General features: G+C 71.8%; 21 protein-coding genes. 13 read left to right on the top strand and 8 right to left on the bottom strand.

What is annotated here, in order from left to right; genetic code table 11:
- Positions 1-21 precede the first annotated feature (21 nt).
- From OWM54_RS33535 to OWM54_RS33520, 4 genes are all read left to right on the top strand, one after another.
- Positions 22-2,646 (top strand): penicillin-binding protein 1A, encoded by a 2,625-nt coding sequence (locus OWM54_RS33535; RefSeq protein ID WP_223745468.1) that lies wholly within the window; start codon positions 22-24, stop codon positions 2,644-2,646.
- Positions 2,643-3,989 carry a VCBS repeat-containing protein gene (locus OWM54_RS33530; protein ID WP_267700109.1) on the top strand — a complete coding sequence of 449 codons (1,347 nt, stop codon included), beginning with the start codon at positions 2,643-2,645 and terminating at the stop codon, positions 3,987-3,989. Before OWM54_RS33535 ends, OWM54_RS33530 begins: the two co-directional genes overlap by 4 nt.
- Complete coding sequence (locus tag OWM54_RS33525; protein WP_267700108.1) at positions 3,986-5,356, top strand: peptide ABC transporter substrate-binding protein; 1,371 nt, start codon at positions 3,986-3,988, stop codon at positions 5,354-5,356. The genes OWM54_RS33530 and OWM54_RS33525 overlap by 4 nt, the downstream gene beginning before the upstream one ends.
- Positions 5,357-5,633: 277 nt before the next feature.
- Positions 5,634-7,307, top strand: coding sequence for an ATP-binding protein (locus tag OWM54_RS33520; RefSeq protein ID WP_267700107.1), 1,674 nt, complete (start codon positions 5,634-5,636; stop codon positions 7,305-7,307).
- A gap of 259 nt (positions 7,308-7,566) precedes the next feature.
- Here OWM54_RS33520 and OWM54_RS33515 read toward each other — a convergent pair whose 3' ends face one another.
- Positions 7,567-9,645, bottom strand: coding sequence for an MXAN_5187 family protein (locus OWM54_RS33515; protein ID WP_267700106.1), 2,079 nt, complete (start codon positions 9,643-9,645; stop codon positions 7,567-7,569).
- A 145-nt stretch (positions 9,646-9,790) separates the two neighbouring features.
- Positions 9,791-10,150: a ribosome hibernation-promoting factor, HPF/YfiA family gene (gene hpf, locus OWM54_RS33510; protein WP_223745463.1), complete on the bottom strand. Its 360-nt coding sequence runs from the start codon at positions 10,148-10,150 to the stop codon at positions 9,791-9,793.
- Between the two features lie 165 nt (positions 10,151-10,315).
- Between hpf and OWM54_RS33505 the strand changes: the two genes are divergently transcribed.
- Positions 10,316-10,702, top strand: a complete 387-nt coding sequence (locus tag OWM54_RS33505) for a response regulator (RefSeq protein ID WP_223781997.1) — start codon at positions 10,316-10,318, stop codon at positions 10,700-10,702.
- An 84-nt stretch (positions 10,703-10,786) separates the two neighbouring features.
- The gene (locus OWM54_RS33500; protein ID WP_223745461.1) at positions 10,787-11,233 is read left to right on the top strand and encodes a DUF2007 domain-containing protein; all 447 of its coding nucleotides are present in this window, start codon (positions 10,787-10,789) and stop codon (positions 11,231-11,233) included.
- Positions 11,234-11,241: 8 nt separating this feature from the next.
- On the opposite strand, the gene OWM54_RS33495 is transcribed toward OWM54_RS33500, so the two are convergent.
- On the bottom strand, positions 11,242-12,195 hold the full coding sequence (locus OWM54_RS33495) for an N-acetylmuramoyl-L-alanine amidase-like domain-containing protein (RefSeq protein WP_223781996.1): 954 nt from the start codon (positions 12,193-12,195) through the stop codon (positions 11,242-11,244).
- Positions 12,192-13,208, bottom strand: a complete 1,017-nt coding sequence (locus tag OWM54_RS33490; protein ID WP_223745459.1) for a HEAT repeat domain-containing protein — start codon at positions 13,206-13,208, stop codon at positions 12,192-12,194. Before OWM54_RS33490 ends, OWM54_RS33495 begins: the two co-directional genes overlap by 4 nt.
- A gap of 126 nt (positions 13,209-13,334) precedes the next feature.
- On the opposite strand from OWM54_RS33490, the gene OWM54_RS33485 reads away from it, so the two are divergent.
- Both OWM54_RS33485 and OWM54_RS33480 read left to right on the top strand, forming a co-directional pair.
- Complete coding sequence (locus tag OWM54_RS33485; protein ID WP_223745458.1) at positions 13,335-13,652, top strand: DUF4398 domain-containing protein; 318 nt, start codon at positions 13,335-13,337, stop codon at positions 13,650-13,652.
- 17 nt (positions 13,653-13,669) lie between these two features.
- Positions 13,670-15,085 (top strand): OmpA family protein, encoded by a 1,416-nt coding sequence (locus OWM54_RS33480; protein ID WP_223745457.1) that lies wholly within the window; start codon positions 13,670-13,672, stop codon positions 15,083-15,085.
- A gap of 424 nt (positions 15,086-15,509) precedes the next feature.
- Here OWM54_RS33480 and truD read toward each other — a convergent pair whose 3' ends face one another.
- Genes truD through OWM54_RS33465 form a run of 3 tightly spaced genes read right to left on the bottom strand, consistent with a single transcriptional unit; the run spans position 15,510 to position 18,891 of the window.
- Positions 15,510-16,535, bottom strand: coding sequence for a tRNA pseudouridine(13) synthase TruD (gene truD, locus OWM54_RS33475; RefSeq protein ID WP_141333014.1), 1,026 nt, complete (start codon positions 16,533-16,535; stop codon positions 15,510-15,512).
- Entirely contained in the window at positions 16,532-17,875 is a 1,344-nt protein-coding gene (locus OWM54_RS33470; protein WP_223745456.1) for a DUF4388 domain-containing protein, read from the bottom strand. The genes truD and OWM54_RS33470 overlap by 4 nt, the downstream gene beginning before the upstream one ends.
- 8 nt (positions 17,876-17,883) lie before the next feature.
- Positions 17,884-18,891, bottom strand: a complete 1,008-nt coding sequence (locus tag OWM54_RS33465; RefSeq protein WP_267700105.1) for a DsbA family protein — start codon at positions 18,889-18,891, stop codon at positions 17,884-17,886.
- Positions 18,892-18,944: 53 nt separating this feature from the next.
- Between OWM54_RS33465 and OWM54_RS33460 the strand changes: the two genes are divergently transcribed.
- On the top strand, positions 18,945-20,006 hold the full coding sequence (locus OWM54_RS33460; RefSeq protein WP_223745455.1) for an asparaginase: 1,062 nt from the start codon (positions 18,945-18,947) through the stop codon (positions 20,004-20,006).
- Between the two features lie 72 nt (positions 20,007-20,078).
- Entirely contained in the window at positions 20,079-20,990 is a 912-nt protein-coding gene (locus OWM54_RS33455; RefSeq protein ID WP_046715247.1) for a GGDEF domain-containing protein, read from the top strand.
- Positions 20,991-21,124: 134 nt separating this feature from the next.
- Here the strand turns inward: OWM54_RS33455 and OWM54_RS33450 are convergent, their stop codons facing one another.
- Positions 21,125-22,693 carry a HEAT repeat domain-containing protein gene (locus tag OWM54_RS33450; protein ID WP_420715389.1) on the bottom strand — a complete coding sequence of 523 codons (1,569 nt, stop codon included), beginning with the start codon at positions 22,691-22,693 and terminating at the stop codon, positions 21,125-21,127.
- Between the two features lie 152 nt (positions 22,694-22,845).
- Between OWM54_RS33450 and rpsU the strand changes: the two genes are divergently transcribed.
- From rpsU to dnaG, 3 genes are all read left to right on the top strand, one after another.
- Positions 22,846-23,040, top strand: coding sequence for a 30S ribosomal protein S21 (rpsU, locus tag OWM54_RS33445; RefSeq protein ID WP_002614080.1), 195 nt, complete (start codon positions 22,846-22,848; stop codon positions 23,038-23,040).
- Between the two features lie 97 nt (positions 23,041-23,137).
- Entirely contained in the window at positions 23,138-23,596 is a 459-nt protein-coding gene (locus tag OWM54_RS33440) for a GatB/YqeY domain-containing protein (RefSeq protein WP_141332843.1), read from the top strand.
- 333 nt (positions 23,597-23,929) lie between these two features.
- The gene (dnaG, locus tag OWM54_RS33435) at positions 23,930-25,741 is read left to right on the top strand and encodes a DNA primase (RefSeq protein ID WP_267700103.1); all 1,812 of its coding nucleotides are present in this window, start codon (positions 23,930-23,932) and stop codon (positions 25,739-25,741) included.
- Positions 25,742-25,808 lie beyond the last annotated feature (67 nt).

Below are 25,808 nucleotides of genomic sequence, written 5' to 3'. Positions count from 1 at the left end.
GCAGCCCCCGTCGAGAAGCACATGACCCTGGCCCCTGTGATGCCCACTCCGCCCGAAGCCCCGCAGCCCTCCACGCCGCCGACCGCGCCCGAGCCGCCCCGCCCCGGGCTGGGGGCGCGCCTCTGGAAGTGGACGAAGCGGCTCTTCATCACCGGCGTGGTGGGGCTCGTCCTGGTCCTGCTCGTGTGCGTGGGCGCGTACGTCTACTACAGCCGGGATTTGCCCTCGGTGGACGCGCTGCGCACGTACGAGCTGCCGCAGGTCACCAAGGTGACGTGCGCGGACGGCAAGGTGTGCGCCGAGTATGCCTACGAGAAGCGCACCGTGGTGCGCGTGCAGGACCTGCCTCCGCACGTGCGCGACGCATTCCTCGCCGCCGAGGACGCGGACTTCTACAAGCACGTGGGCCTGGACCCGTTCGGCATCCTCCGCGCGGCCATCAAGAACCTCATCCCCGGCAGCCGCAAGTCCGGCGCGTCCACCATCACCCAGCAGGTGGTGAAGAACCTGCTGCTGTCCCCCGAGCGCAAGCTGTCGCGCAAGATTCGCGAGTGGATCCTCACCCCGCGCGTCGAGGAGGCGCTCACCAAGGATCAGATCCTCAGCCTCTACATCAACCAGTCCTACTACGGGCAGCGCCGCTACGGCGTGGAGGAGGCCGCGCTCTATTATTTTGGCAAGCGCGCCAAGGATCTGAGCGTGGGCGAGGCGGCGGTGCTGGCGGGCACGGTGCAGATTCCCCACCGCATCAACCCGGTGACGAACATGACGCGGGCGAAGTCGCGCCAGCGCTATGTGCTGGGGCAGATGGCCGCGCAGGGCTTCGTGCCGCGCAAGGTGGTGGACGAGGAGCTGGAGAAGCCCATCGTCCTGGCGCCGCGTCCGGAGCAGGCCGTGGGCCCGTACTACGCGGAGGAGATTCGCCGCACGCTCATCGAGCGCTACGGCGAGCACGCGGTGATGCAGGGGGGCCTGCGGGTGGACATCGCCATGGTGCCCAGGCTCCAGGTCGCCGCCGAGCAGGCGGTGCGCGAGGGCCTGGAGGCGGTGGACCGTCGCCAGGGCTACCGCGGTCCCAAGGGCACGCTGGAGGACGCGCAGTGGACGCGGCTTCGGGCCATGGTGCTCACCCGCATCGAGGAGGCCGGACGTCGGCAGAAGGACCAGGGCTATGTCGCGGACCTGGAGCCCCTGGCGCGCGTCATCGCGCCGGGAGAGCCCCCCAAGGAGGTGGCCACCGCGGAGGCGGACGTGGACGGCGCGGAGGAGCAGCGGCCGGAGCTGACGCCCGAGGACGAGGCGCCTCCGTCCGAGGAGGAGCTGCTGGTGCGCGCGGTGCGCCTGAAGCCGCTGGAGGAAGGGCTGCGGTTGACGGGCTACGTGACGGAGCTGGACGAGAAGCGCAACGTGGCGCGCGTGGACCTGGTGGGCCGCACCGCGGAGGTGGCCTTCCCGGGCGTGAGCTGGGCGCGGCAGAAGGGCAAGGGCGCGCCGAAGAAGATTGGCGACGTGTTCGAGAAGGGGCAGCTGGTCTTCGTGCGCGTGCTGAAGGCCCCGCCCGCGCCAGCCTTCGTGGAGGCGACGCTGGACCAGGTGCCCGTGGTGCAGGGCGGCCTCGTGGTCATCCGCCCCGACAACCGCAACGTCGTCGCGCTGGTGGGTGGGTATGACGCGGAGCGCTCGTCGTTCAACCGCGCCACGCAGGCCCGACGTCAGCCAGGCTCGTCCTTCAAGCCGTTCCTGTACGCCGCCGCGCTCGCGAGCGGACGCTACACGCCGCTCTCCAAGGTCAACGACGCCCCCGAGACCATCCGCGACCCGTACACGGGCAAGGCGTGGAGGCCGCAGAACTATGACCGCCAGTTCGAGGGGCCGATGACGCTGCGCCAGGCGCTCACGAAGTCGAAGAACACGGTGTCGGTGCGGCTCATCGAGGCGCTCACCCCGCCCACCGTCATCGACTTCGCGCGCCGGGCGGGCATCCGCTCCGCGATGCCGGAGAACCTCACGCTGGCGCTGGGCACGGGCGAGGTGACGATGCTGGAGGCGGTGAACGCGTACGCCACGCTCCAGGCCAACGGGAAGCTGGCCGAGCCGCTCATGCTGCTGCGCGTGCGGGACTCGCGCGGCAAGCTGCTGGAGGACCACCAGCCCGCGTTCGAGGAGACGCTGCCGCCGGCCGTCGCGTACCTCACCACGTCGTTGATGCGCAGCGTGGTGGAGGAAGGCACGGCCAAGGCGGTGCGCGAGCTCAACCGTCCGGCCGCGGGCAAGACGGGCACCACGCAGGAGAGCAAGGACACGTGGTTCTCCGGCTACACGGCGGACTGGGTGGCCAGCGCATGGGTGGGCTTCGACGACAACTCGCCCTTGGGTGGCAGTGAGACGGGTGGTCGCGCCGCGCTGCCCATCTGGTTGCAGTTCATGCGCGTGGCGCACGAGGGACTTCCCGCGCGCGAGTTCGAGGTGCCTCCTGGAGTGCTCCAGGTTCGCATCGACCCCGCGACGGGGCTGCTGGCCGGCTCGTCCGTGCCGGGGCGACTGGAGCCGTTCCTCGAGGGGACGCAGCCCACCGCCGAGGCGCCGCCGCCCGGACAGGTGACGACGGATGAGTTCTTCCTCGACGACGGCAGGAAGGGTCTGTGAGCCGAACTCTCGTCCTCGCGCCGCTGCTGGCCTCGCTGGCGGCGGGCGCGGCGTCTTCCTCCGCGGAGGGCACATCCGCTGTTCAGCGGCTCGCGGGTGAGCTGGCCACCGCCGTGCGGAAGCTCCCCGCCGAGGCGCCCGTGGGCCTGTACCTGTCGGGAAGCTCGGCGGAGCTGCGGCGGGCGGTGGGCAGTGTGCTCACTTCACGGCTCGCCTCGGCGAACCTCGCCCCCGTCCTGGTGGATGCGCCGAGCGCCGAGGCCGCGGAGTCCGTGGCCCGGGCGCAGGGTGCTCGCACACTGGTGCGGCTGACGCTGGATGTGGAGGCTGGCGCCCTGCGGGCTCGTGGCGATGCGCTGGGCACGTGGGTGAACTTCTGGTCGGGCCGGGTGCCGACGCGTCCGGCGAAGCCCTCGGGCGCGCTCGTCGAGTCTGTGGACGCGGACGCGGAGGTGCTCGCGCTGGCCTCGGTGGGCGCTCCCGCGACCACGCCTCCCGCCGCGGGGGCTCGGAGTGTGCGGTTGTTGGGCGCCGTGCTGGCGCGACTGGAGCAGCCCATCGCCGCGCTCGCCGCGGGCGACCTGGATGGTGATGGGCGGGATGAAATCGCGGTGCTGACAGAGGCGGAGGTCTCCGTCTTCGACGCGGACGGACGCCTGTTGGCTCGACGCGAGCTGGACGGCCTGCCCTTCTCGAATGCGCCCACGCGAGAGCCCTTCGGCGCGCTGGCGGTGCTTCCGGGGCCGCCCCGCCTCGCCGCCTGGAGCACCCGGCGGGCGCAGGGTGAGCTGCTCGTGCTCGACAAGGGGCGTGGGACGCTGCGGCCCGTGGGGACCTTGGACAGTGCCCCGCTGGGCCCCGCCGAGCGCGGGAGCTTCGTCCCCGGACAGACGGCGTTCCAGGCCGAGGTGAGGCTGGCGGACGGCAAGCCCGTGACGCTCTCCGCGCCCTTCACCACCGCCGGCTTCGCGTCCCCGAGGATGTTGTTCGTGCACCCGGATGGCACGGGCTCGCTCTATTCGCGCGCGGGGACAGCGCCCACGCGGTTGAGCGGACTGGGAGCGGGCAGCGCGCTGGGGGACCTGGATGGAGACGGCACTCCGGAGCTGCTCACCACGTCGCCCTTGTTGCAGCCCTCACCGGATGCGCTGCGGGTGCACGCGCTCAATGGCGCCGACCCCACCGTGCATGAGCCGCTGTGGCAGGGGGCGCTGCCTCCAGGGCGCGCGCTGTACGTGGTGACGGCCAACCTGGACGGCGATGCGCGTCGGGAGGTGGTGGTGGGCCTGTTGAAGCCGGATGGCACCGCTGAGCTGTTCCTCCTTCGCCAGGGTGCCCCATGACGCCGCGTCTCGCGCTCGCCAGTCTGGTCCTCCTTGGCGCCTCGCCCTCGCTCGCGGCGGGGCGGACGCGTTATGGCGGAGAGGTGCGCATGGCCCACGCGGGGCCGCCCGAGGTCGGGGAGCCGTCGCTCGCGGACACGCCGCTGGAGGCCACGTTGCTGGGCCTGCTGTCGCGCCCCGTGTGCACGGTGACGCCGGAGGGCGAGGCCCATCCCGCGCTCGCCCAGGAGATGTCGCGTCCCACGCCTCAGGTCTCGCGCCTGACGCTGCCCAACGCCGCCACGGCCGGAGCGCTGGCTCGCGCGTGGATGCGGCTGTCCAGCGCGGAGGGCGCCTCGCCGTACCGTGCGCTGCTCTACCCGCTGCGGGGCGAGGGGCGACAGGTCAACGCGAGCGACGCCACGCTGGAGCTGGCGCTGTCGTTCCCCTGGCCCGACATGGAGCGCGCGCTGTGCCATCCGGCGCTGGCCGCGCCCGTGTCTGGCACTCCGGCGGGGCCGTTCTCGTCGGCGGGGCGCGGCGCGCTCGATGCGCAGACCCGTTGGCCTCGTGGGAGGCCGTACCTGGACCGGCTGCTGCTCACGGCCACCGATGAGCGGGGACTGGCGCGCCTGTGGTCCTCGCGACAGGTCCAGGTGGAGCTGGGCGTCTCGTCCGAGTCCGACACCGTGTCGGGCGCGATGCTGTACGCGACGTACCTGGCGTTCTCGCCCCGTCGGCTCCCCGCCGACTTCCGCCAGGCGGTGGAGAGCTCCATCGACCGCGAGGACCTCACGCGGCTGTTCGTGCATGGACCCGCGGTGCCCATGCCGCACCTGCTGCCTCCCGCGCTGATGCCGCAAGGTCCTCGCTCGCGGCCCACGGCGCCTCCCTCGGCCCCGTCTCGCAAGGTGACGCTCATCTACGACACGGCGCTCGAGGACCAGCGCGCGGTGGCCGAGCGCATCCAGGTGAAGCTGCATGAGCGGGGCTACACCGTGGCCCTGGAGCCCTTGTCGCGAGCGGCCCTGCGAGCGCGGTGGGCCAAGGGCGACTTCGAGCTGATGCTGCATGCGCTGATGCTGCCGCCCGCGCCGGGGCCCGCGCTGGCCGTGGTGCTGGACGCGGGTGGGCGCAAGGATTTGCTCGGCGTGGAGCTGCCCGCCATCGGCGCCCTGACGGACATGGCGGCGCGCGACGCGAGGGCCCGTGAGCGTGCGTTGGCGCTGGCCGCGACGCTGCCCCTGCTGCCGCTGTATGCACAGGGCCTGGGCGTGCGCGCCATGCCGGAGGTCGGCGGGCTGGTGATGGACACGCAGGGCCTGCCGACGCTCGACGGCGCGTTCCTGCTGCCCGCTGAAAGTGCCTCCATGGGAGGGCGCCCGTGAGCGTGACGCGATGGGCTCTCCGCGCGGGTGAGCGGCGAGCCGGCGCAGCCGACATGCGGTGGCGCATTGCCCCAGTCCACCGAGCGCGTCGCGCAGAGAGGCCATCGGTGCGCTCGGCACGACCTCCTCATTGCGAAGGTGCGCGGCAACCGAGCTCCGCGGACGTGCATGGGGGCGGTCCTGCTGCCCACGGAGGGCTCCGCGATAGGACGGCATCCATGCACATGTCGCGATGCCCGAGTGGCGTGGATGAGCCACACGCTTGGAGGAGCCACTCTTGAGACTGAGGACCCGGCTGGCGCTCGCCTTCGCGCTGCTCGCGTTGGTTCCTCTCGCGGTGGTCGTCCTCCCCACGCTGTCGCGCCTGCGTGACACGCTCTCGCGCGAGCTGGATGCCCGCATGGAGGCGGCCACCCTCAGCGCGAAGGAGTCGCTGGAGCGCTCGGCCGCGACGGCCCGCCGCGCGGTGGAGGAGCTGGTCGAGAGCCCCGCCATGGAGGACCTCGCCCGCGAGGCGCGCGAGCGCCCCACCCGCGCCATCCAGGCCGGCACGGCGGAAGCGCTGATGAAGACGCGCGGCCTGACGGTGCTCGCGCTCTTCGACCGAGGAGGCACGGTGCTCTCCTCGGGCCACCTGCCCGCGCGGCGCGGAGACCCGGACCCCGTCCTCTTCGCCGTCACCCGCGAGTCGTCCCCCAAGCCCGTCCCCGTCCGCGTGGAGGTGCGCACGTCGTCGGGGCTGCGGCAGATGCCCGCGCTCGTCACCGCGCGGCCCATCGACTACGGAGACCTGCGCCTGTGGGCCGTGGGCGGCGTGCTGCTCGATGACAGCCTGGCGCAGCACCTGGCGCGACTGACGCAGGCCCACGTCACGCTGGTCTCGGGAGAGAACGAGCTGGCGCGCGCCGGCACCGCGCTGCCGCCCACCGTGGCTCGGGAGCTGCCGTTGGGGGACACGGCCACGGTGCGGCTGGTCTTCAGTCGCGCCGCCGCGCGCGAGGCCGAGGAAGGCGTCATGCGCGCGTTCGTCCTGCTCGCGGGCCTGGGCGGTGCGTTCGCGGTGCTCCTGGGACTGCTGGTGTCCCGGTGGATGACGAGGCCCGTGGAGGCACTCACGGAGGGCGCCCGCCGCGTGGCCGAGGGTGCGCTGGACGTCCAGGTGACGGCGGATGCCACGGGCGAGGTGGGCGAGCTGGTCCGGACGTTCAACCACATGACGTCCGAGCTGAAGGCCACCACGGAGCGACTGGTGGCCAGCGAGCGCATCGCCGCGTGGCAGGAGGTGGCGCGGCGGCTCGCGCATGAAATCAAGAACCCGCTCACGCCCATCCGCATGTCGCTGGAGACGTTGCTCGCCGCGCAGGAGGCACGGCATCCGCGCTTCCCGGAGCTCTTCAAGGAGAGCGCGGGCGTGGTGCTGGAGGAGGTGGACCGGCTGCGTCGCATCGTCGACGAGTTCAGCCGGTTCGCGCGGATGCCCAAGCCGCAGCTCGCGCCGGTGGACCTGTCCGAGCTGGCGCAGAGCGTGCTCGCGCTCTACGCCACGCCGCCCGAGGGCATCCAGATTCTTCCCGCCCTTCAGACGGGCGTGGTGGCGCGGGTGGACCGGGACATGCTGACGCAGGTGCTGGTCAACCTGGTGAAGAACGCCGAGGAGGCCATGGCCGGCAAGGGCGGCAACCTGCGCGTGCGCGTGAAGGGCACGGACACCGACGCGCTCATCGAGGTCGAGGACAGCGGGCCGGGCATTCCCCTCGAACACCGGGCCCGCATCTTCGAGCCGTACTTCACCACGAAAGATGGAGGCACCGGGCTCGGGCTCGCCATCGCGGCGCGCATCCTCCAGGAGCACGGCGGCAAGCTCGAGGTCGGCGGAGAGCCGGGTCAGGGCGCGCGCTTCAGCGTCGTGCTCCCCCGCGCCGAGAGCATCGGGACCGTCAGCGCCCGGTAGGCCAGGCGCCTCGAGCCACCGCCCAGCGCGCGGGCCAGGGGACACGAGGCCTCGCGCAGGCGTGGCCCTCGCGACGCACTGCATGTGTGGAACAAGGGGCGGCGAGCCTTCTGCCTCGAATCGATACGAAACGCGCGGACGTGCCTGGAGCCCAACGCACCGGACACGAGCCGCCGCGTGCCGCGGCCCCGGAAACGAACGAAGCCCGAGGCAACCCGCGCCTCGGGCTCCGACTGTCACCTCACGGTGAGCGCCGCGCTCAGTCCTTGACGGGCGTGGCCTTGAGGGCGGCCTTGCCCTCCTTCACGTAGACCTGGAAGCGCACCGTCTTGCACGCGTACTTCTGGACGAGCTGCTCCTTGTTCTTGCGCAGCTTCTGCACGAACTTGTCGTACGTCAGGCCGTCGGCCGGCTCGCCACAGCGCTCGCGCGTGGTGACGAACTCGCGGAAGACCTCCTGGAAGTGCTGCTCCTCGGAGAGCGCCACCGCGGAGTTGCCCGAGGGCCCCGCGCCCGGCAGCGGAATCGCCGCGGGAGCCGCCCCACCCCGCGCCGGCAACGGAATCGGAGCGTCGGGAGGACGCGCGCTCGCCTGGAGCAGCTCGCGAGGAATCGCCGCGACGCGCGTCGTCTCCGGGTTCTCCGGAGACTGCGCCGCCGCCAGCGCGAACGGGTTGGCCGCCTGCTGCAGCGAGTACGCCGCCGTGGGCTGGTCCTCGAAGGCGAACGCCCCCCGACGCGGCGACGCCGGCGACAGCGACTCCCCATTGGGCTCCGGCTCGAACGGCATGGACGACGCGGAGCCGAACGGCGTCGCGGGCGGCACCGCCGGAGGAGGCGGCGTCGAGGCAGGAGGCGCCGGGAACGGGAACGGCTCCGCCTGGGCGAACGGGTCCGCCCCACCGAACGGGCTGGACGGAGCCGCCGAGGGAGGCGGCAGCGCGAACGGGTCCGCCATCGGCGCGGGCGCCGAGGGAGGAGGCGGCAGCGCGAACGGGTCCGCCCCGAACGGCTGAGCCGCCGCGGGCGCCGGCGCCGCATGGGCGAACGGATCCGCCCCGAACGGCTGGGCCGCGGGAGGAGGCGGCGCGGAGGCGAACGGGTCGGGCAGCGGCCCCGGCGTCGGCACGGGAGGCAGCGGCGAGGACGCGAACGGGTCCGGCAACGGTCCCGGCGTCGGAGCCGCGGCCACCGGCTGCGGCGGGGGCGGCGTGGAATGCGCGGCGGGCATGGCCGCCGGAGCGCTCGCAGCCATCGCGGCCGACAGGCTCAGCGTGTCGGAAGAGCCCTGGACCTCGTCACCCGAGGCCCGAGCGCCGCCCATCATCGCCGCCCACACCAGCGTCAGCACCAGCAGGCCCGCCAGGGCGAAGAGCGCGCTCTGCTGATAGTCCGCCAGCGCGCCCAGCACCGCCTGCGTCCCGGCCACGGAGAACACCTCCACCGAGGTCCCCTCCAGCGTGCGGCGAGAGGCCACCGCCAGCGGCGCCTGACCGCCCATGACGTCGCCGTCCGTGAGCATCGGCAGCGCGACGGGCCCCAGGCTCTTCACGGCCCCACGGCGCACCACCACGCCGTTCGTGTTCGCGGCCACCTGCGCGAGCGAGCCCTCCGCCAGGAGCTTGTCCGGCCCGAAAGCCGTCACCGAATCACCCTTCACCAGACCGAGCGCCGTGACGCCCGAGGCCTGCACCGCGGCCTCCAGCGCGCCCTCGTCGAACAGCGGCGCGCCCACCACCAGCGTCACCGCCGGCTGCACGCCGAAGTCCCCGCCCCACAACACCGGCACCGCGGCGAACACGTGGGTCGTCCCCAGCGCGTCCACCACCGTGGTGCCCGCCTTCACCAGCGCCGCGACATCCAGCTTCGCGCTGTCGGAGGAGGGCTCCCCGCCGACAACGGCGTGGAACGCCGCGTCCGGAGCGGCCAGCGCCACCACCGCGCCCTTGAGCTCCTTGGGCAGCACGGCCTCGGCGGCGGTGCGGACGGCGGAGAAGCGCTCGGCGGTCAGCGGCTGCAAGCCGGCCTTGTCGTCCTCCTTGTCCTTGTCGCGAGAAGAGGCGCCGTACTGGGGACGCGCGGGCGTGGCGGGCTTGGGCGGCTGCAGCGCGTGCACCGCGCTCGCCACGTCCGGCGTGGCGGCCAGCTTCAGCGCCAGCGCCTGGACCTCCGCGCGACGCGCATCCACGCGGCGCGCCACCTCCGTCACGCCCGAGGCGGACTGAGCCGTGGCTCCTTCCACCGCGCGCGCGCGAAGCGGTCCCGACAACATCGGGAGATGAGCAAGCCCCAGTCCGATGACCAGGAACGCGAAGAGGAGGAACTTGAGGCGGACCATCGCCGTCCTTTAGCCCATGGGTGAAGGGTTCCGCTTATAGCGTTCACCATTCGGACCCAGCAAGATTCGGACAGCGGACAACTGGGGCCCGGCCGCCTGGCCCACAGCCAGGAAGACCGGGCCCTACACCCTGATACGTGTTGCGCTAATAGGTGGGCACGTTCGCCGCCACGTCGTCGGGCAGCCCGTCCGTGCGCACCTCGCGGCGCCGCTCCACGGCCTTGCGCACGCTGCGCTCCAGCCGGTCACGCGCCGCGTCGATGGCCTGGAACAGCGTCTCCGCCGTCTCCGTGACGTGGATGGCCGCGAAGTTCGGCATGCGCACCGTCGCCCGACACTCCTTGTCCACCCCGCCCTTCGGGCCGTTGATGTCCACCAGCGAGATGTCGATCTCCGCCGCCTCGTCGTCCGCGTACCGCTCGATGTGGCTCACCAGATGTTCCTGCAGATAGTCCCTCAGGGAATCCGTCAGGGTCAGATGCACGCCCCGCATCAACACCTTCATGGCATCACCTCCGGGGCCAAAGATGGACAGTCCCCGGCGGATGGACAGCCCATTGCCCCGCGGTGAGGGACGCTCTTCCGGCCGCCTGCCCTCCGAGCGGCGCGGCGCGGGTGGCGCGGCCTTCGCGGCGGACGTTTCCGACAGGTGCCAGGGTTACCCAGACGCATGGGTGCCGAGCGAATCAAGGTCCTCCTCGTCGAGGACGACGCAGACAGCCGGGAGCTCCTCGCGGAGCTGCTCGAGTTCGACTTCGACGTCGTCACGGCGAGTGACGGCCTGTCGGGCTGGAGGGCCTTCGAGAGCACGCATCCGGACGTGGTGGTGACGGACGAGTCCCTGCCGGGACTGACGGGCACGGAGCTGGCCCGGCGGGTGAAGGCCCGCTCCGCGCGCACGCGCGTCATCCTGGTGTCGGGCTACACGCAGGTGGATGGCGCCGAGCACTGCGACTTGATGCTGCGCAAGCCCATCGACGTGGAGCGGCTGAGCAGCGCCGTGGGCAGGTTGGGGGCGGAGGCCCGCCACTGGTCGGGCGACGACGCCCGGCAGTGAACGGAAGGATGGGCCCCAGGTGCCGCGACGGGACAGCGGCCCTACCATGTCCCTCCAGGACATCCACGGGCAGGAGGGACGGACATGAGATACTGCACCAGCTGCGGCTCGGAGTACCGGGATGACATCGAGCAATGCTCGGACTGCCCGGGCAGCCCCCGGTTGGTCGAGGCCAGCGAGATGAGCCGGCGAGGCCTGCCGCTGCCCCACGAGCTGGACCAGCGCGTCTTCGCGCGCGCGGGCACGACGGACAACCCGCTCATGGTGGAGGTCTTCACCGGGATGCTCGAGGAGCGGGACATCCCGGTGCTCGTGCGCGCGGGACGCTCGGGCGTGGTGGACAAGCTGACCACCGGGAACCTGCTCCCCTGGTGGGAGATTCTCGTGCCCGAGGAGATGCGGGAGCGCGCGGCGCTGCTCATCGAGCGGGAGCGAGCCCAGGAGGCCGCCACCAATGACGAGGCCGCGCGGGCCGCCGAGGAGGAGGAGCGGGAGACCGAGCGCTCCTCGCCCCCGCCGCCCGCCTTCTGACGGCCCCGTCAGGGTGAGCGCACCACCGCGCTGGAAGGAGCGCTGTCCGGCCTCCGCGCCTCGAAGAGACTCACGCCGGTGACCTTCCACTTCGCGTAGCGCGAGTTGCGCGTGAGGAAGGTCTCCAGGTCCTCGTCCACCACGCGGTTGTAGCCGCCGCGCGAGGCGTGACGCAGGAAGGTGCGGTGCTTGCGCTGCACCACGAAGCCCAGGTGGGTGATGCGCGTGGCCTTGAGGGGCAGGTCCTCGCGCATCACCACGAGGATGGTGCCGGAGGGGATGTCGCGCGCGTGCGCCATCACCTTCTCCAGCGGAATCATGTCCAGCGCGAACGTGCCCGTCGGCTGACGCTCCCGGGGCAGCTGGAGCGACTGCGACGAGCGCGACTGCCAGGTGGTCTTCGTCAGCGTCTTCGTCACGCTGACGGTGTCCTCACCGCCGAGCGCGCGCGTCACGTCGCGCAGGAAGCCCTTGCGGATGTTGTTGGGCAGCCACTGCGCCTCCATCAGGTGGTTGCGGTCCTCGTACGAGGGCGTCCGGGCGTAGCGGATGTGCTCGAGCAGCGCGCCCACCTCCGGCTCGGAGCGCGCCAGCCCCAGCGCCATCGACTGCTCGACGAAGGTGAGGCAGTCCACCGCGTCCAGGCGGAAGGTCGGGTCGGGGTCCACGCCCGAGCCCTCGCCCAGCGGGGACAGCACGTAGGGCGTGTTGATGAAGCGCGCGCTCATCGACAGGAGCCGCTCGGAGAGGGGCGCCTCCGTCGCCTGGGCCACCAGGGCCGCGAAGCCGCTCGCGTCCAGGCCCGTCCAGCCGTTGGCGCGCGCGGGCGTGGCCGTGGCCGCCTGGGCCGCGGCCGAACCGGATTCCACCAGCCGCGCGGCTCCGGGCGCGACGTCCTGCTTCGAGGAGGCCCCCGGCGCCTGGGTGAACAGCGCCGAGGCCAGCACCACCGCCCACGTCATGGCGCCACGCCCGCCCTTCGCAGGATCACCTTGCGGCGATCATCCGGGAGCTGGAGCGTCTCCAGCTCCTTCTCGTACGCCAGCTTCTCGTCGTTCTTGGCGTTCCACGACGCCAGCACCAGCCAGTCCAGCATGGACGGGTCGCCGCCCTGGTAGAGGATGCGCGCGGCGCCCGCGGCCAGCGTGCGGTCCTTGTCCTCCAGGAGCGGCTTGAGCGCGGGGCTCGCCTTCTTCGCCACCACGCCCTCGAACAGCTCCAGCCCCTGGCGCCGCTTGAAGCGGTCCGAGTCGCCGAGCAGCTTGTTGGCGAAGGCGAAGCCCTCCGGGGCGCCCAGCCGGCACAGGCCGCGCGCCGCCGCGAAGCGGGTGCTCTCCGAGTCGTTCTCCAGGAACTCCTTGAGGGACTTTGCCTGCTTGGCGTCCCCGGCCTCGCCGGCGGCGGCCAGCATCGCGGCGCGCACCTCCAGCTCCTGCTCCTCCTTGGCGGCCGCCATCAGCGCCTTGCCCACCTTGGGGTTGCGCGAGGCGCCCAGCGCGCGGGCCGCGTCCCGGCGCACGCCGCTGCTCTTGTCGTTCAGCAGGGGCAGCAGCACCTGCACGTTGCGGCTCTTGAGGCGGGCCAGGCCCTGCGCGGCGTACATGCGCACCGTGCTGTCCCCGTCGCCGGCGAGCTTCACCAGCGCGGGCTCCGCCGAGCGCGTGTCCAGCCCCGCGAGCACCGCGACGAGGTTGCGGCGGACCCGCTCGTCCAGGGCGCGGCGCAGGGCCTCGGTGATGAGGTCCGCGGCGAAGGGCTCCTCGCGCAGGTAGCGCAGGCGGGAGACGGCGGCGGGCACGGCGCCGCCCTGCAGGACGGTCTGGACCACCTTCTCCGTCTCGGCCTGGCGCTCGGCGCGCTTCGCGGCGGATGCCTGGGCGGACAGGGCCAGGGGGGACACGAGCAGCGTCAAGAGCAGCAGGAGGCGGGCGGGGAGGACGGGCGGGCGCACGGGAGGGGGACGATGGCAAGCCATGCGCCGGCCGTCAAAGTCCCTGGCGCCGGGCCGCCCCCCCTCCAACAGGGTCTGCCCGATTCTTGACCCCCCAAGAGGCGATTGATACGACCGATGCCTCTGTCCCTCCTCTAGAGGCGCCACGCTATGAAGAAGCTGACGGTGCTGGTGTCGGTGGCCGGGGCGCTCGCCGCATGCGGCCCCGTGAAGTCCACCGCGAACATCCTCGACGCCGAAGTCCAGATTCAGGCCGCGCGCACGGCCGGAGCCGACAAGCTGGCTCCGTACGAGTGGACCGCCGCGAACCTGTACCTCGACAAGGCGCGTGAGGAGGTTGGCTACTCCGACTACCAAGCCGGCGTGGACTTCGCGGTGAAGGCGTCGCGCTTCGCCAACGAGGCGCGCGAGAAGGCCATGTCCGTGTCGGGCAGCAGCGACACCGGCGAGAGGACCCCGAACCCGTGACGCTCCGAGTGCTCCCGATGACGCGTCCCTGTCTTGTAGCGCTCCTGTCCCTCCTGCTCGCCAGCTGCGTGAGCGGCAGCAAGATTCGCGCGGACACCCAGGTGCTCGCCGCGGACGTCGAGCGCGCCCGCCGCAGCGGCGCCTTGCGCTGCGCGCCGGTGGAGCTGGCCACCGCGGAGGCCCACCTCGACTTCGCCAAGGGCGAGTTGAGCCAGGGCAACAGCGGCCGTGCCGCCTCGCACGTGCGGCTGGCCGACACGGCGGTGGACCGGGCGCTGGAGCTGTCGAAGAGCTGCGGCCCCCGGCAGGTGCTGGTGCGCGAGCGCCCCGAGGCCCCGCAGGCGACGACGCCGACGACGCCCGAGCCCCAGAAGCCGCCCCAGGTCGTGGTCCGCATCGAGGAGACGGACAGCGACGGCGACGGCGTGCTGGACAAGGACGACCCCTGCCCCGACCAGGCCGAGGACAAGGACGGCTTCCAGGACGAGGACGGCTGCCCGGACCCGGACAACGACAACGACGGCGTGCTCGACGCCAACGACAAGTGCCCGCTGGAGCCCGGCGTGCTGGAGAACCAGGGCTGCCCCGCGCTCGCGCCGACGGACCGCGACGGCGACGGCATCAACGACAACCTGGACAAGTGCCCGGACCAGCCCGAGGACAAGGACGGCTTCCAGGACGAGGACGGCTGCCCCGACCTGGACAACGACAATGACGGTGTCGTGGACATCCAGGACAAGTGCCCCAACGAGTTCGGCCCCATCCAGAACCTGGGCTGCCCGGACCGGGACAACGACGGCGTCAACGACGGCCAGGACAAGTGCCCGGACGAGCCCGAGGACAAGGACGGCTTCCAGGACGAGGACGGCTGCCCCGACCTGGACAACGACGCCGACGGTCTGGCGGACGCCCAGGACAAGTGCCCCAACGAGGCGGGCCCGCCGGAGAACTCGGGCTGCCCGGACAAGGACACGGACAACGACGGCGTGGTGGACCGCCTGGATGCGTGCGTGGACGAGCCCGGCACCAAGGAGCAGCGCGGCTGCCCGAAGCAGTACAAGAACGTGGTCATCAAGAAGGACCGCATCGAGATCAAGAAGCAGATCCTCTTCTCCTCGGGCTCCGCGAGGATCCTCGGCAACAAGCAGAACAACGGCATCCTCGACGACGTGGCGCAGGCGCTGCGTGACGCTCCGTGGATCGCCAAGGTCCGCATCGAGGGCCACACCGACTCGCTGGGCAAGGACGAGGCGAACCTGAAGCTGTCCCAGAAGCGCGCCGACGCGGTGATGGCGCAGCTGTTGCGGCGCAACATCGACCCGGGTCGGATGGAGGCAGTGGGCTTCGGTGAGACGCGGCCCATCGGCCCGAACACCACCAAGGCGGGCCGCGCGCAGAACCGCCGCACGGAGTTCAACATCATCACGCAGTAACTTCCGCTCCACGCGGAAGCAGGCACAGCGCCTCCCGGGCTTCGTCCCGCGGAGGCGCTTGGCTTTCAGGGGTGCGTCACCGCGCGGGACGGACCGCCCCTCGCGAGGACCCAAGGCGCCTGCCGCCGCGCCTGCGTCCTGGGGCCCGTCACCGCGCGGGGGGCATCCCTCGTGATGACTCGGGGCCTTCCGGGCGCGGCGCCCACGGCGGGGCCCGCGCCGTCATCCCGGGCGAGCGGCTGGCTGGAGCGCCCGAGCATGCGAAGGGCCTCAAACCCGACATCGGACGAGCGCGGTGGCCGCGGGGCGGGCCCTCCCGGTCCACTGGGCCCGATGGCCCGGGAATGAAGCCTGGCGCGAGGCGGCTCTCGCGCCGGCGGCGATATCGGAACGGGGCGGACGACGCCGCCTCGACGCCTCCAGCTCAGTCGTCCTTGAGCAGCTCGTGGAGGACCTCGGTGGCGTACGCGCCCCGGGGCAGCTCGAAGGTGAGCCACAGGTCTTCACCTTCGGGCGTCAGCTCGGGCGAGCCCAGGCGGACGCGGTACGGCCTGCGCCCGCCCTCCGTCTCGCCGCCGCCGCGCTTGAAGTCGTCCAGCGTGACGCCCTCGCCCGCGAGCAGCCTCGCCTCCACCTCCGCCACCTCGCCCGCGGAGGCCGTCATCTTCGGGCCGAACAGCGGCCCCGCCGGGCTCACCTCGAACGCGGCGACGCGCGGCCCGTCCACCTCCGGCGCCTCACACACGAAGAGGCCGCCGGTCTCCTCCTTGCGCAGCACGTCTCCCAGCAGGGCCGTGGACAAGGTGCCCGCGCGCACGCGGTCCGCGAGCGCCCGGTTGAAGATGCGCGACTGGAAGGCGGAGAGGTAGAGCTTGCGCTGGAAGCGCTCCGGCCGCTTCGGCAGCCGCTGCCCCAGCACCAGCAGGCGCCCCAGGTCCGCGTTGTCACCCGCGCGGCCGAAGCGCTGCTCGCCGAAGTAGTTGGGCACGCCGCCCGCGGACAGCCGCGTGAAGGACTCCCGCGCCGCGCCCACGTCGCGCACGCCGCGCAGGCGCAGGCGGAAGCGATTGCCCTTCAGGTGCCCGGTCCGCAGCTTGTTGCCGTGCCGTCGCGACCACAGCACCTGCACGCCCTCCAGCGCGAAGTCGCCCAGCTTGGGCTCCGCGCGCGCGGGCACCGAGATGAGCTGCCGCGTGACGGCCTGCCGGTCCTTCATGCCCGCGACGCCCACGTCGTCCTCGGACACGCCCAGCACCTGGGACAGCGCGCGCACCACCTCGCGCGTGTCCCGGCCCCGCTTCTCCAGCCACAGGTAGAGGTGCTCGCCCTCGCCCGAGGGCTGATAGGCGGGGAGCTCCTCGACCTCGAAGTCCTCGGGGACCAGCTTGAAACCACCACCACAGCCGGGGACATCCGCCGTCAACCGCGGCCAATCCGAATCCGTCGTCACGAGCCCTCGAGCGTCGCCAGCAGCTTCTTCACACGACGGGCGAGGTCCTCGTCCGCGCGCGACTCCAACAGCTCACCGGCCTGGAACAACAAGAAGAACATCACGTCGCTGAGCGCCTGCTTGAAGGAGGCCAGCGGCTCGGAGCCCAGCTGCGCGTGGTGCCGCTCGAAGGACTCCATCAGCTTCGCCTCGGCCAGGCTGCCGTCCGCCTGGAAGGACAGCCCCTCCAACACCGGCGAGGACGACAGCGCCTGCCCGGACAGCGCGGCGTTGGCGGCGGCGATGAACTCGCGGTCCATGCCCTGCTTGGCCACCTCGTCGCGAATCTCCCGGAAGATGAAGTTGAACACGCGCGCCGCCGGACGCGGGTCCACCGCGGGCGCAGCGCTCGCCGCGGGCTTGCCCTGCGCGGTGCCACCCTGCCCCACCGACTGCCCCGGCGTCGGAGCGCTCCCCGTCGCGACGGCCACGGGCACCAGCAGCGGCTTGTCCGTCACCGACGCGAAGCCGCCCTCGAGCAGGCGGAAGACGACCTTGGTGATGTCGAACTCCGACAGCCGCGCCGCGTGCCCCAGCTCCAGGATGGTGCGGCGCCCGTCGACCAGCCCCAGCACCCGGTCCTCGTCCTCCTCCAGCTTGCCGTCGGAGCCGCGCTTCTTGGCCACGTACAGCCGGCCGTGGGGGATGCGCTTCCGGAAGTGCGCCATCTCGTCGATCTTCCGGATGCTGTCCATCAGCAGGCTCTGGGTGGAGAGCTGGATGGAGTGATTGGCCTTCTCGTCCACCGGCTGGTCGATGAGGAAGAAGCTCCCCTCCCGGCACAGCACGATGGCGTGGAAGATCTCACTGACCTGGTGCGTGACGCACTTGAAGAGGTCATGCGCCTGCAACAGACCCTTCTCCACCAGCGCGCGGCCCACCTTGGACGGAGGCTGGCCCTTCAGCGCGGCCTCCACCTGGGGACGCTCCACGTAGCCCAGGCGCACCAGCACCTCGCCCAGCCGGTCCGCCGGGTCATCCGAGGACGCGCCCCGCACCTCGCCGTCGCGGAACGTCACCGAGCGCTCGCCGCCGGGCGAGTGCACCCGGATGATGCCGCTCCAGCGCGACTGGCTGAGGAAGGCCATCAGGTCCGACAGCGGGAAGCCGCCCGCGTCGCCGGAGAGCACCACCCGGGGCGCGGGGATGCTGCCGCCCTCGCTGGGCCCCCGGGAGAAGATGAGCAGGTCCGGCGCCGTGGGCATCAGCGCGTACGTCCCCGAGCGCCCCGCCAACGGAGAGGGGCTCTGGCGATCCTCGGGGACGAGCTGCCCCGCGTCGATGCGGAACCGTTGCGTCATCTGCCGCGTCAGTCAGCCGCCCAGGCGTTCTTGTTCGTCACCCACTCCAGCTCATCCTCCATGCTGTGGGTGAGCAGCTCCTCCTGGATGAAGCTCAAATCCAGCGCCCGGCCGTTGAAGTACACCGTCGGCGTGCCCGACAGCCCGGCCGCGCGGCCCTGGTTGCGGAAGCCCTCCAGCTCCTGCTTGTACGAGTCCGACTTGAGCACCGCCGCCAGCCGGTCCTCCTCCAGCCCCAGCTTCTTCGCCAGCGCCACCAGGGCCTCCGGCTTGAGGTTGTCCTGGTTCTCGAAGAGCGCGTCGTGCATCTGCCAGAACTTGCCCTGGTCGCGCGCCCACAGCGCCGCCTGGGCCGCCGGCACGGCGTTGACGTGGTTGGACAGCGGGAAGGGCAGGTAGCAGAAGCGCACCTGGGAGGCGTTCTTCTTCGCGAAGGCCTCCAGCACCGGCCGCGCCTTGGCGCAGTACGGGCACTCGAAGTCGGAGAACTCCACCACCGTCACCGGAGCGGACGCGGAGCCCATGCACATGCGCTCGTCCACCTTGAACTTCGCGCGCTGCTCGCGGAAGGCGCCGTAGTACTGGGACAGCTGGACGATGACCTCCGTGGCCGGGCTGCCCTCGGACACCATGCGCGCGGCCACCCGCGCCATGCGCTTGGCGTGGCGGCAGCCGGTGTGCGACTTCAGGCAGGCCCCCAGCGTGTGGGGGCAGCCGCAGTAGCAGAACTCATCGCTGAGGACCGTGGCCAGCTCCCGCTTGGAGGCCGCCGACAGCGAGGAGAAGTCCATGCCGGGGATGCCCAAGAGCGCCTGGGAGGGGTCCGCCGGCGGGGCCGCGGGCTCCGGGGGAGGCGCGGGCGGTTTGGCCTGGGCCGCCGGAGCGGCGGGCGCCTGGGTGGAGGCGGGCGCGGAGCCCTCCGGGTTCTTGCAACCCGAGCCGGTCAGCGCCACGGCGACCAGCAGGGGAACGACAGGCTTCCAGCAGGAGAGGAGCACGCGGCGGGTCTTAGCCACGCGCGAGGGGCTTGTAAAGCAACGCAAGCCTTGCCAAGGAGGGCCCCTTGCCCATGCCCAGAGTCCTGCTGCTGCACACCGGAGGCACGTTGGGGATGGCCGGAGGTCGGCCCTCCGCCCTGCGCCCCGCCGCCTTCTTCAAGACGCTCAAGGCCCGCGTCCCGGAGCTGTTCCAGCTCGCCGACATCGAGCTGCAGCTCTTCAGCAACCTGGACAGCTCCGAGATGCAGCCCGAGCTGTGGCAACGCATGGCCACCCACCTGCACCACCAGCTCCAGGACTTCGACGGGGCCGTGGTGACCCATGGCACGGACACGCTGGCCTACACCGCCAGCGCGCTGTCCTTCATGCTGCGCAATCCCCCCTGCCCCATCGTGCTGACGGGCTCGCAGCGGCCGCTGGGCGAGGTGCGCTCGGATGCGCGGCTCAACCTCATCGACGCGGTGCTCTCCGCGGTGAAGGGGCCGCGTGAGGTCACCATCTGCTTCGACTCGCACCTGTACCGGGGCAACCGCACGCGCAAGGTGAAGGTGTCCGAGTACGACGCCTTCGAGAGCCCCAACTGCCCGGTGCTGGGGACGCTGGGCGTGGACGCGACCTTCGAGCCGGGGCTGCGCGCCCGGGGCCCCTTCAAGCTCTACGAGAAGCTGGACCCGCGCGTCTTCATGCTCAAGGTCTATCCCGGGCTGGACCCGGCCCTGCCCCTGCAGCTGTTGCCGCACGTCCGGGGGCTGGTGCTGGAGGCGTACGGGGCGGGCAACTTCCCCATCGCGCCCGAGCTCGGACGCTCGCTCATGCCGCTGTTCGTCCAGGCGAAGGAGCGGGGCGTGCCGGTGGTGGTGGTGAGCCAGGCCCACCGCAACGGCGTGGACCTGAGCCTGTACGAGTCCGGGGCGGCGTCCCTGGCGCAGGGGGCCATCGGTGGCGCGGACATGACCCCCTCCGCGGCGCTGGTGAAGCTGATGCAGGCGCTCGCCTACCACCCCCGCTCCCCGGAGGCGCTGGCGCGGTTCATCCAGACGCCGGTGGCGGGGGAGCTGAGCGTCGGACGGAGGACAGTCGAGCCGGAGGTGCCCAGCCGGCCCCGGACGACGCGGCGGATCCACGCGGGATGAGCGATTGGGCCGCGTGGAAGCCGGCAGCATGCTTGCCGCCATGAAAAAACGGCCCATAAGATGGGTGTTGCGATGTCCGAGGAGAAAACTTCCGTCCATTCCATTTCGGACCTGCTGGGCAACGCCCAGCGGCAGAGCGCTTATTTGATTGTCATCAGCGCCAAGTCCGCGGCGGGCATCGGCCGGATGTTCAAGCTGGACCGCTCCGAGGTGGTGCTGGGGCGCAGCTCAGAGGCGCAGTTCCAGGTGGAGGACGACGGCATCTCCCGCAAGCACGCCAAGGTGGTGGCGCTCGGCGACGGGCGCTTCCAGCTGATGGACCTGGCGAGCACCAACGGCACCTACCTCAACGGCCTGAAGGTCAACGCCGCCCCGCTGTACGACGGCGACAAGATCCAGATCGGCTCCAACACCGTCCTCAAGTTCTCCATCCAGGACGAGCTGGAGGAGCAGTACCAGCGCAGCATCTACGAGTCCGCCACCCGCGACGGCCTCACCCGCGTCTACAACAAGAAGTACTTCCTGGAGACGGTGCGCAAGGAGTTCAGCTACTGCCTGCGCCACCGGGTGCCGCTGTCGCTGGTGCTCTTCGACGTGGACCACTTCAAGAAGATCAACGATGCGTACGGCCACCCGGCCGGGGACTACGTCCTGACGCGCATCGCCCAGCGGGTGACCGACACGGTGCGCACCGAGGATCTGCTCGCGCGCTACGGCGGCGAGGAGTTCGCGCTGATGCTGCGCGAGTCCGCCGAGGACCAGGCCCTGGCGTGCGCCGAGCGCTGCCGCCACGCGGTGGACAAGGCCGACTTCGTCTTTGGCGGCACGCCCATCAAGGTGACCATCAGCCTGGGCGTGGCGACGCTCCTGGACTCGGACTTCTCCCAGCCCGAGGACCTCATCGCCGCCGCGGACAAGTACCTCTACCGCGCCAAGCGCGCGGGCCGGAACCGCGCCGACGCCAAGGCCATCAGCGGCCCGTGAGTCGTCACCGTCGGGCGCGGGGACGCCCCCTCGCGCCCAGGCACCGCTGACGTCGGTGCCCGAAGCCTGGCTTGCCATCGCCATCAGGCGCGGGGTTCCCGCTCTCGCCCGGACGTCTGGCCGCGCTTCTGACGTCAGTTCCCGAAGCCCAGCTTGCGCAGGCCCGCGCGGGACACGTGCTTGACGTGGGTGTCCGCGTCGCGCGCCGCCGCGTCGGAGAGCGCCGCCGCGGCATGGGGCCCGCCCAGCCTCCCCAGCGCGAGCGCCGCCGCCACGCGCACATCCGACACCGGGTCCTCGCGCAGGCACGTGGCCAGCACCTTCACATGGGCCGCGCGGCCGATGGCCTCCAGCGCCCGGGCCGCCGCGGCGCGCACCACCGGGTGCTCCGAGCCGAGCAGCTCCGCGGCCATGTCCCCCCGCGTCGACTGGCGCTGCCCCGCCACCACGTCCAGCGCGGCGGCGACCACCTCCGGCGAGCCGTCATCCAGCGCGCGCTCGGTGGCGTCCATCACCTCGGGCTTTCGCACCGACAGCGCGCCGAGCACCCGCACCGCGCCCGCCCGCACCACCGGCTGCGAGTCCTTCAGGAAAGGCGTCAGCGCGTCCAGCCGCAGGCTCTCACCCTCGCGGCAGTCGGAGAGCGACGTCAGCGCCTGGCCCCTGAGCGGCGCGGGCATGCGCGAGTCCCGGGCAGCCTCCAGGAAGAAGCTCCCGCAGCCCTTCTCCCGCTCCATGGCCTCCAGCCACGGCCGGGCCACCTCCAGGTCCTTGCCCTCGAGCCGGCGCTCGGCGGCCACGCGCAAGGACGTGCCCTCCGACTGGGCCATCCGCCGCGCCGCCGAACCCCGCACCTTGCGGTCCACGTCCGTGAGCGCGCGCTCCAGCTCCTTGCGCGCCAGCGGCCCATAGACGCCCAGGGACAGCACCGCCGCGTCCCGCCGCTGGGGCTCGGGCGCCGTGAGCTCCGGCTGGAGCGACTCCAGCTCGCGCGAGTACACGGCGAACAGCCGGTTCACCAGCACCTCGTCCGCGGGCCGCGCCTCCTCCAGGAGCAGCCGCCCCACCGAGGAGTCCAGGCGCAGCGCCACCGCCTTGAGCGCCGAGGCGCCAATCCCATCCGTCTCCTCGGGCCGCGACGCCGTCGCGTCGAGCAGCACCCGGGCGGGCCTCCGCCCCAGGAAGGCCCCCAGGTGGGCGAGCGCGGTGCCCCGCTCGCGAGGGTCCTCCGAGTACAGCTCCACCTCCAGCGCCTGCCGGATGGCCTCCCGCCGCGCCCACACCCGCGCCGCCGCCTCCGGCCCCCGGGCCCCCGCGTCCCGCAGGAAGGTGGCCGTGGACTGCCCCGCCTCCGCCGCCGCGCGCGCCGCGGTGAGGCAGGCCGCCAGGTCCGAGGACGCGGGAGACCCCGCCACCCACTCGGCCAGCACGCGCTTCTCCGTCAGTTGCCGCGCCTTCGCGTCGGCGCGCACGGAGGCCCAGCGCACGCGCCAGTCGCCATCCTTGCGGGAGGAGGCCAGCGCCTCACGTGGGATGGGCCGGATGTTGCCCAAAGGCGCCACCCAGGAGTCCACCCGCCCGCCGGACAGGCACGAGCCGCACACCCGGGCACGCAGGGCGCGGTCCGCCACATGGCGCTGGCAGGAGTTCCAGCAGTCGGTCGTCCCGGTGCCACCACGCTGACCGGTCGCCAGCAGCACCATCAGGAGGAGGGCAGGGCTCACGCAGGCGACACTCTAGTCCAACCGCGCGCGGCTTTTCCCGCCAGCGTCCTTGCGTTTTACCGGCCACTGGGACATACCGCTCCCCCTTCGAAGTACGCACACATTGACGCATGGCGGAAGGAGGTGAACGCATGCCCGGTATCCGAGTGAAGGAGGGAGAGTCCATTGAGAGCGCCCTCAAGCGCTTCAAGAAGGCCACTGAAAAGGCCGGAATCCTTTCCGAGATCCGCAAGCGCGAGCACTACGAGAAGCCTTCCGTGAAGCGGAAGAAGAAGGCCCTCGCCGCCAAGAAGCGCGCGGTGAAGAAGGCCCGCAAGTCGTTCTAGTTGCGAGGCCGGCGTGTGAGCCGGGGCGCCCCCCAGTCAGGTGCCCTGGCTCCCGTCGTCTGAAATCCCCCGAATCCCAGCCAGCGGAGTTGCGAATATGGCCACCCTCAAGGAGCGGATCGACGCGGACCTCAAGGACGCGATGCGGTCCAAGAACGAGCTGCGCACCACCGTCATTCGGGCGATCAAGAGCGCCGTGAAGTACAAGGAAGTGGAGCCCGGTGCCTCCGCCCTCGACGACGCGGGCGTGATGAGCGTCATCACAGGCCTCATCAAGAAGGGCCGCGACTCCGCGGACCAGTTCAAGGCCGCGGGCCGGCCGGAGCTGGCGGAGAAGGAGGAGGCCGAGATCGCCGTCCTCCAGAGCTACCTGCCCCAGCAGCTCACCCCCGACGAGCTGGTCGCCGCCGTCCAGGCAGCCATCGCCGAGGTGGGCGCCAAGAGCGCCAAGGACATGGGCGCGGTGATGAAGAACCTCTCCCCCAAGCTCCAGGGCAAGGCCGAGGGTCGCGCCATCTCCGAGGCCGTCAAGGCGGAGCTCGCGAAGCTCGCCTGAAGTCCCCTGTCCCACCCCTCTGGAGGCCTCCCGGCGCAGGCGGTGGCCCCCTGGGGTGGAGGGCCCGGGGTGAGCGGAAACTTGCTCCCCCGGCCCCCCGTCATTAAGTGCCTGGGCCAGCCCATGGCGTACCGCCCCTGTCCAGGGGAGGTACCCAGCGGGCCGTAGGAGCCCCAACGTGTCCCCACACCCTCACGACGCCTCGCGCCTCCGGTCCTCCGCCCTCGTGGGCGGGGAGAGCCACCGGGTTGGCGGCCGGACGGGCGACGTCAGGCCCGGCTGGCAGGATGCCGGCGGTGCGCCCGCCCTGACGCGGGCCCAGGGGTGGGCGACATGATCCCGGAGCACAAGATCCAGGAAATCCTCGAGCGGGTGGACCTGGTGGGCCTCATCTCCCGGCACGTGGAGCTGAAGAAGGCGGGCCGGGAGTGGAAGGGGCGCTGTCCCTTCCACCAGGAGAAGACGCCTTCGTTCTACGTGGTGCCGGAGAAGCGCTTCTATTTCTGCCATGGCTGCCGGGCCAGCGGCGACGCGGTCTCCTTCGTCCAGCGCTACCTGGGCAAGACGTTCCTGGACGCCGTGCGGGACCTGGCGCGCGAGCTGGGCATCGACCTGGAGGCGCAGCAGGACCCCGGGATGCGGGAGCGGCAGCAGATCAAGGAGGCCACGGACCTGGCCGCCGAGCACTTCCGCTCGCTCTTGTGGCACCAGGAGGAAGGCCGCGCCGCGCGGGCCTACATCGCCAGCCGCGGGGTGTCGGATGAAACCGCGCAGGCCTTCGGGCTGGGCTGGGCGCCCCACGCGTGGAGCCTGCTCGCGGAGCGCTGCCAGAAGTCGGGCATGCTGGAGTGGGCCATGAAGGCCGGGCTCGTGCTCAAGCGCAACACGGGGGATGGCTGCTTCGACTTCTTCCGCAGCCGGCTGATGGTGCCCATCCGCGCGCCGGAGGGCAGGCCCATCGCCTTCGGTGGCCGGCTGGTGGGCGCCGACGAGGGCCCCAAGTACCTCAACTCGCGCGAGTCGCGGCTCTACAACAAGAGCGAGACGCTGTTCGGCATGGACCTGGCGCGCGACGAGCTGCGCAAGCGCAAGGCCGCCATCCTCGTCGAGGGCTACTTCGACTGCATCGGCCTGCACCAGGTGGGGGTACGCCACGCCGTGGCGCTGTGCTCCACCAACCTCACCGCCGGCCACATGCAGCTGCTCAAGCGGGCCGAGGCGCGGGAGCTGGTGCTGCTGCTCGACGGAGACTCCGCAGGGCTCGCGGCCGTGGAGCGGCTCGCGGGCCCCCTGCTCGCCGCGGGAGCGACCGCTCGTGTGGCGCTGCTTCCGCAAGGGGATGATCCAGACACCTTCGCGCGTCGTGTGGGGCAGGACGGTGTGGAGTCGCTCATCGACGGGGCGCAATCCCTCACCACGTACCTGTTCGCCACCCTGCTCCCCCAGGGAAAGGCGGCGACGTTCGAGGAGAAGATGGCGGCTCTGGAGCGACTCAAGCCCGTGGCGGCGCAGGTGCCGGTGGGGCTGGTGCGCTCCTCGCTCTTCGCCGCCCTGGCCGAGCACTTCGGCTGGCGCGCCCCGGACGTGGAGGCCGCCCTGCGCAGCAAGGTCCCCACGCCCAAGCCCGCCTCCTCCCACCCGGGTGCCCAGGACGCCGCGCCTGCCCGCCCGCTCCCCGAGAAGCCGCCGCCGCCCATGGAGGCGCTCTACGTGGCGGCCGTGCTGAGGGAGCCCCGGCTGCTCGGCCGCGACCTCTTCCGCGTGTGTGACGAGCTGTCGCACACCGGCCTTCGAATGACGCTCATGCACGCCACCTCCGGGCGGGGCTCCAACGACGCCCTCTATGAGGCCTCCGAGGGCGTGAAGCGGGCCATCGAGACCTCCTGGCGCCAGCTCCCCTCGGAAGGACAGGAGCTGGAGCAGGCGTTCTCCACCATCTGCCAGGAGATCATGGTGCGGCGCATCAACGAGCGTCTTGCTTATATAACCCGTGCGACGGAGCAGACGCTGGGCGCGTTCGACCTCACGGAGGAGACGCGCCAGCTCCAGGCGGAGCGGGTGGAACTGCTGGCGCTCAAGAAGCGTGTCCTGGAGGAGCTCAAGCCGGCCTCCGCGGGAACAAAGGCGCCCATGCAACCGGTTTGAGTTCGCGTTTGTAAGAAACCCTGACTTTGCGGTAGATCGGCCGGCTCGCCCCAGGCCTCAAGCCCCT

Source organism: Myxococcus sp. MISCRS1 (assembly GCF_026626605.1).
Classification (GTDB): domain Bacteria; phylum Myxococcota; class Myxococcia; order Myxococcales; family Myxococcaceae; genus Myxococcus; species Myxococcus fulvus.
The sequence above is the reverse complement of the archived record's forward strand: the minus strand, read 5'-3'. Positions and strand labels throughout refer to the sequence as shown.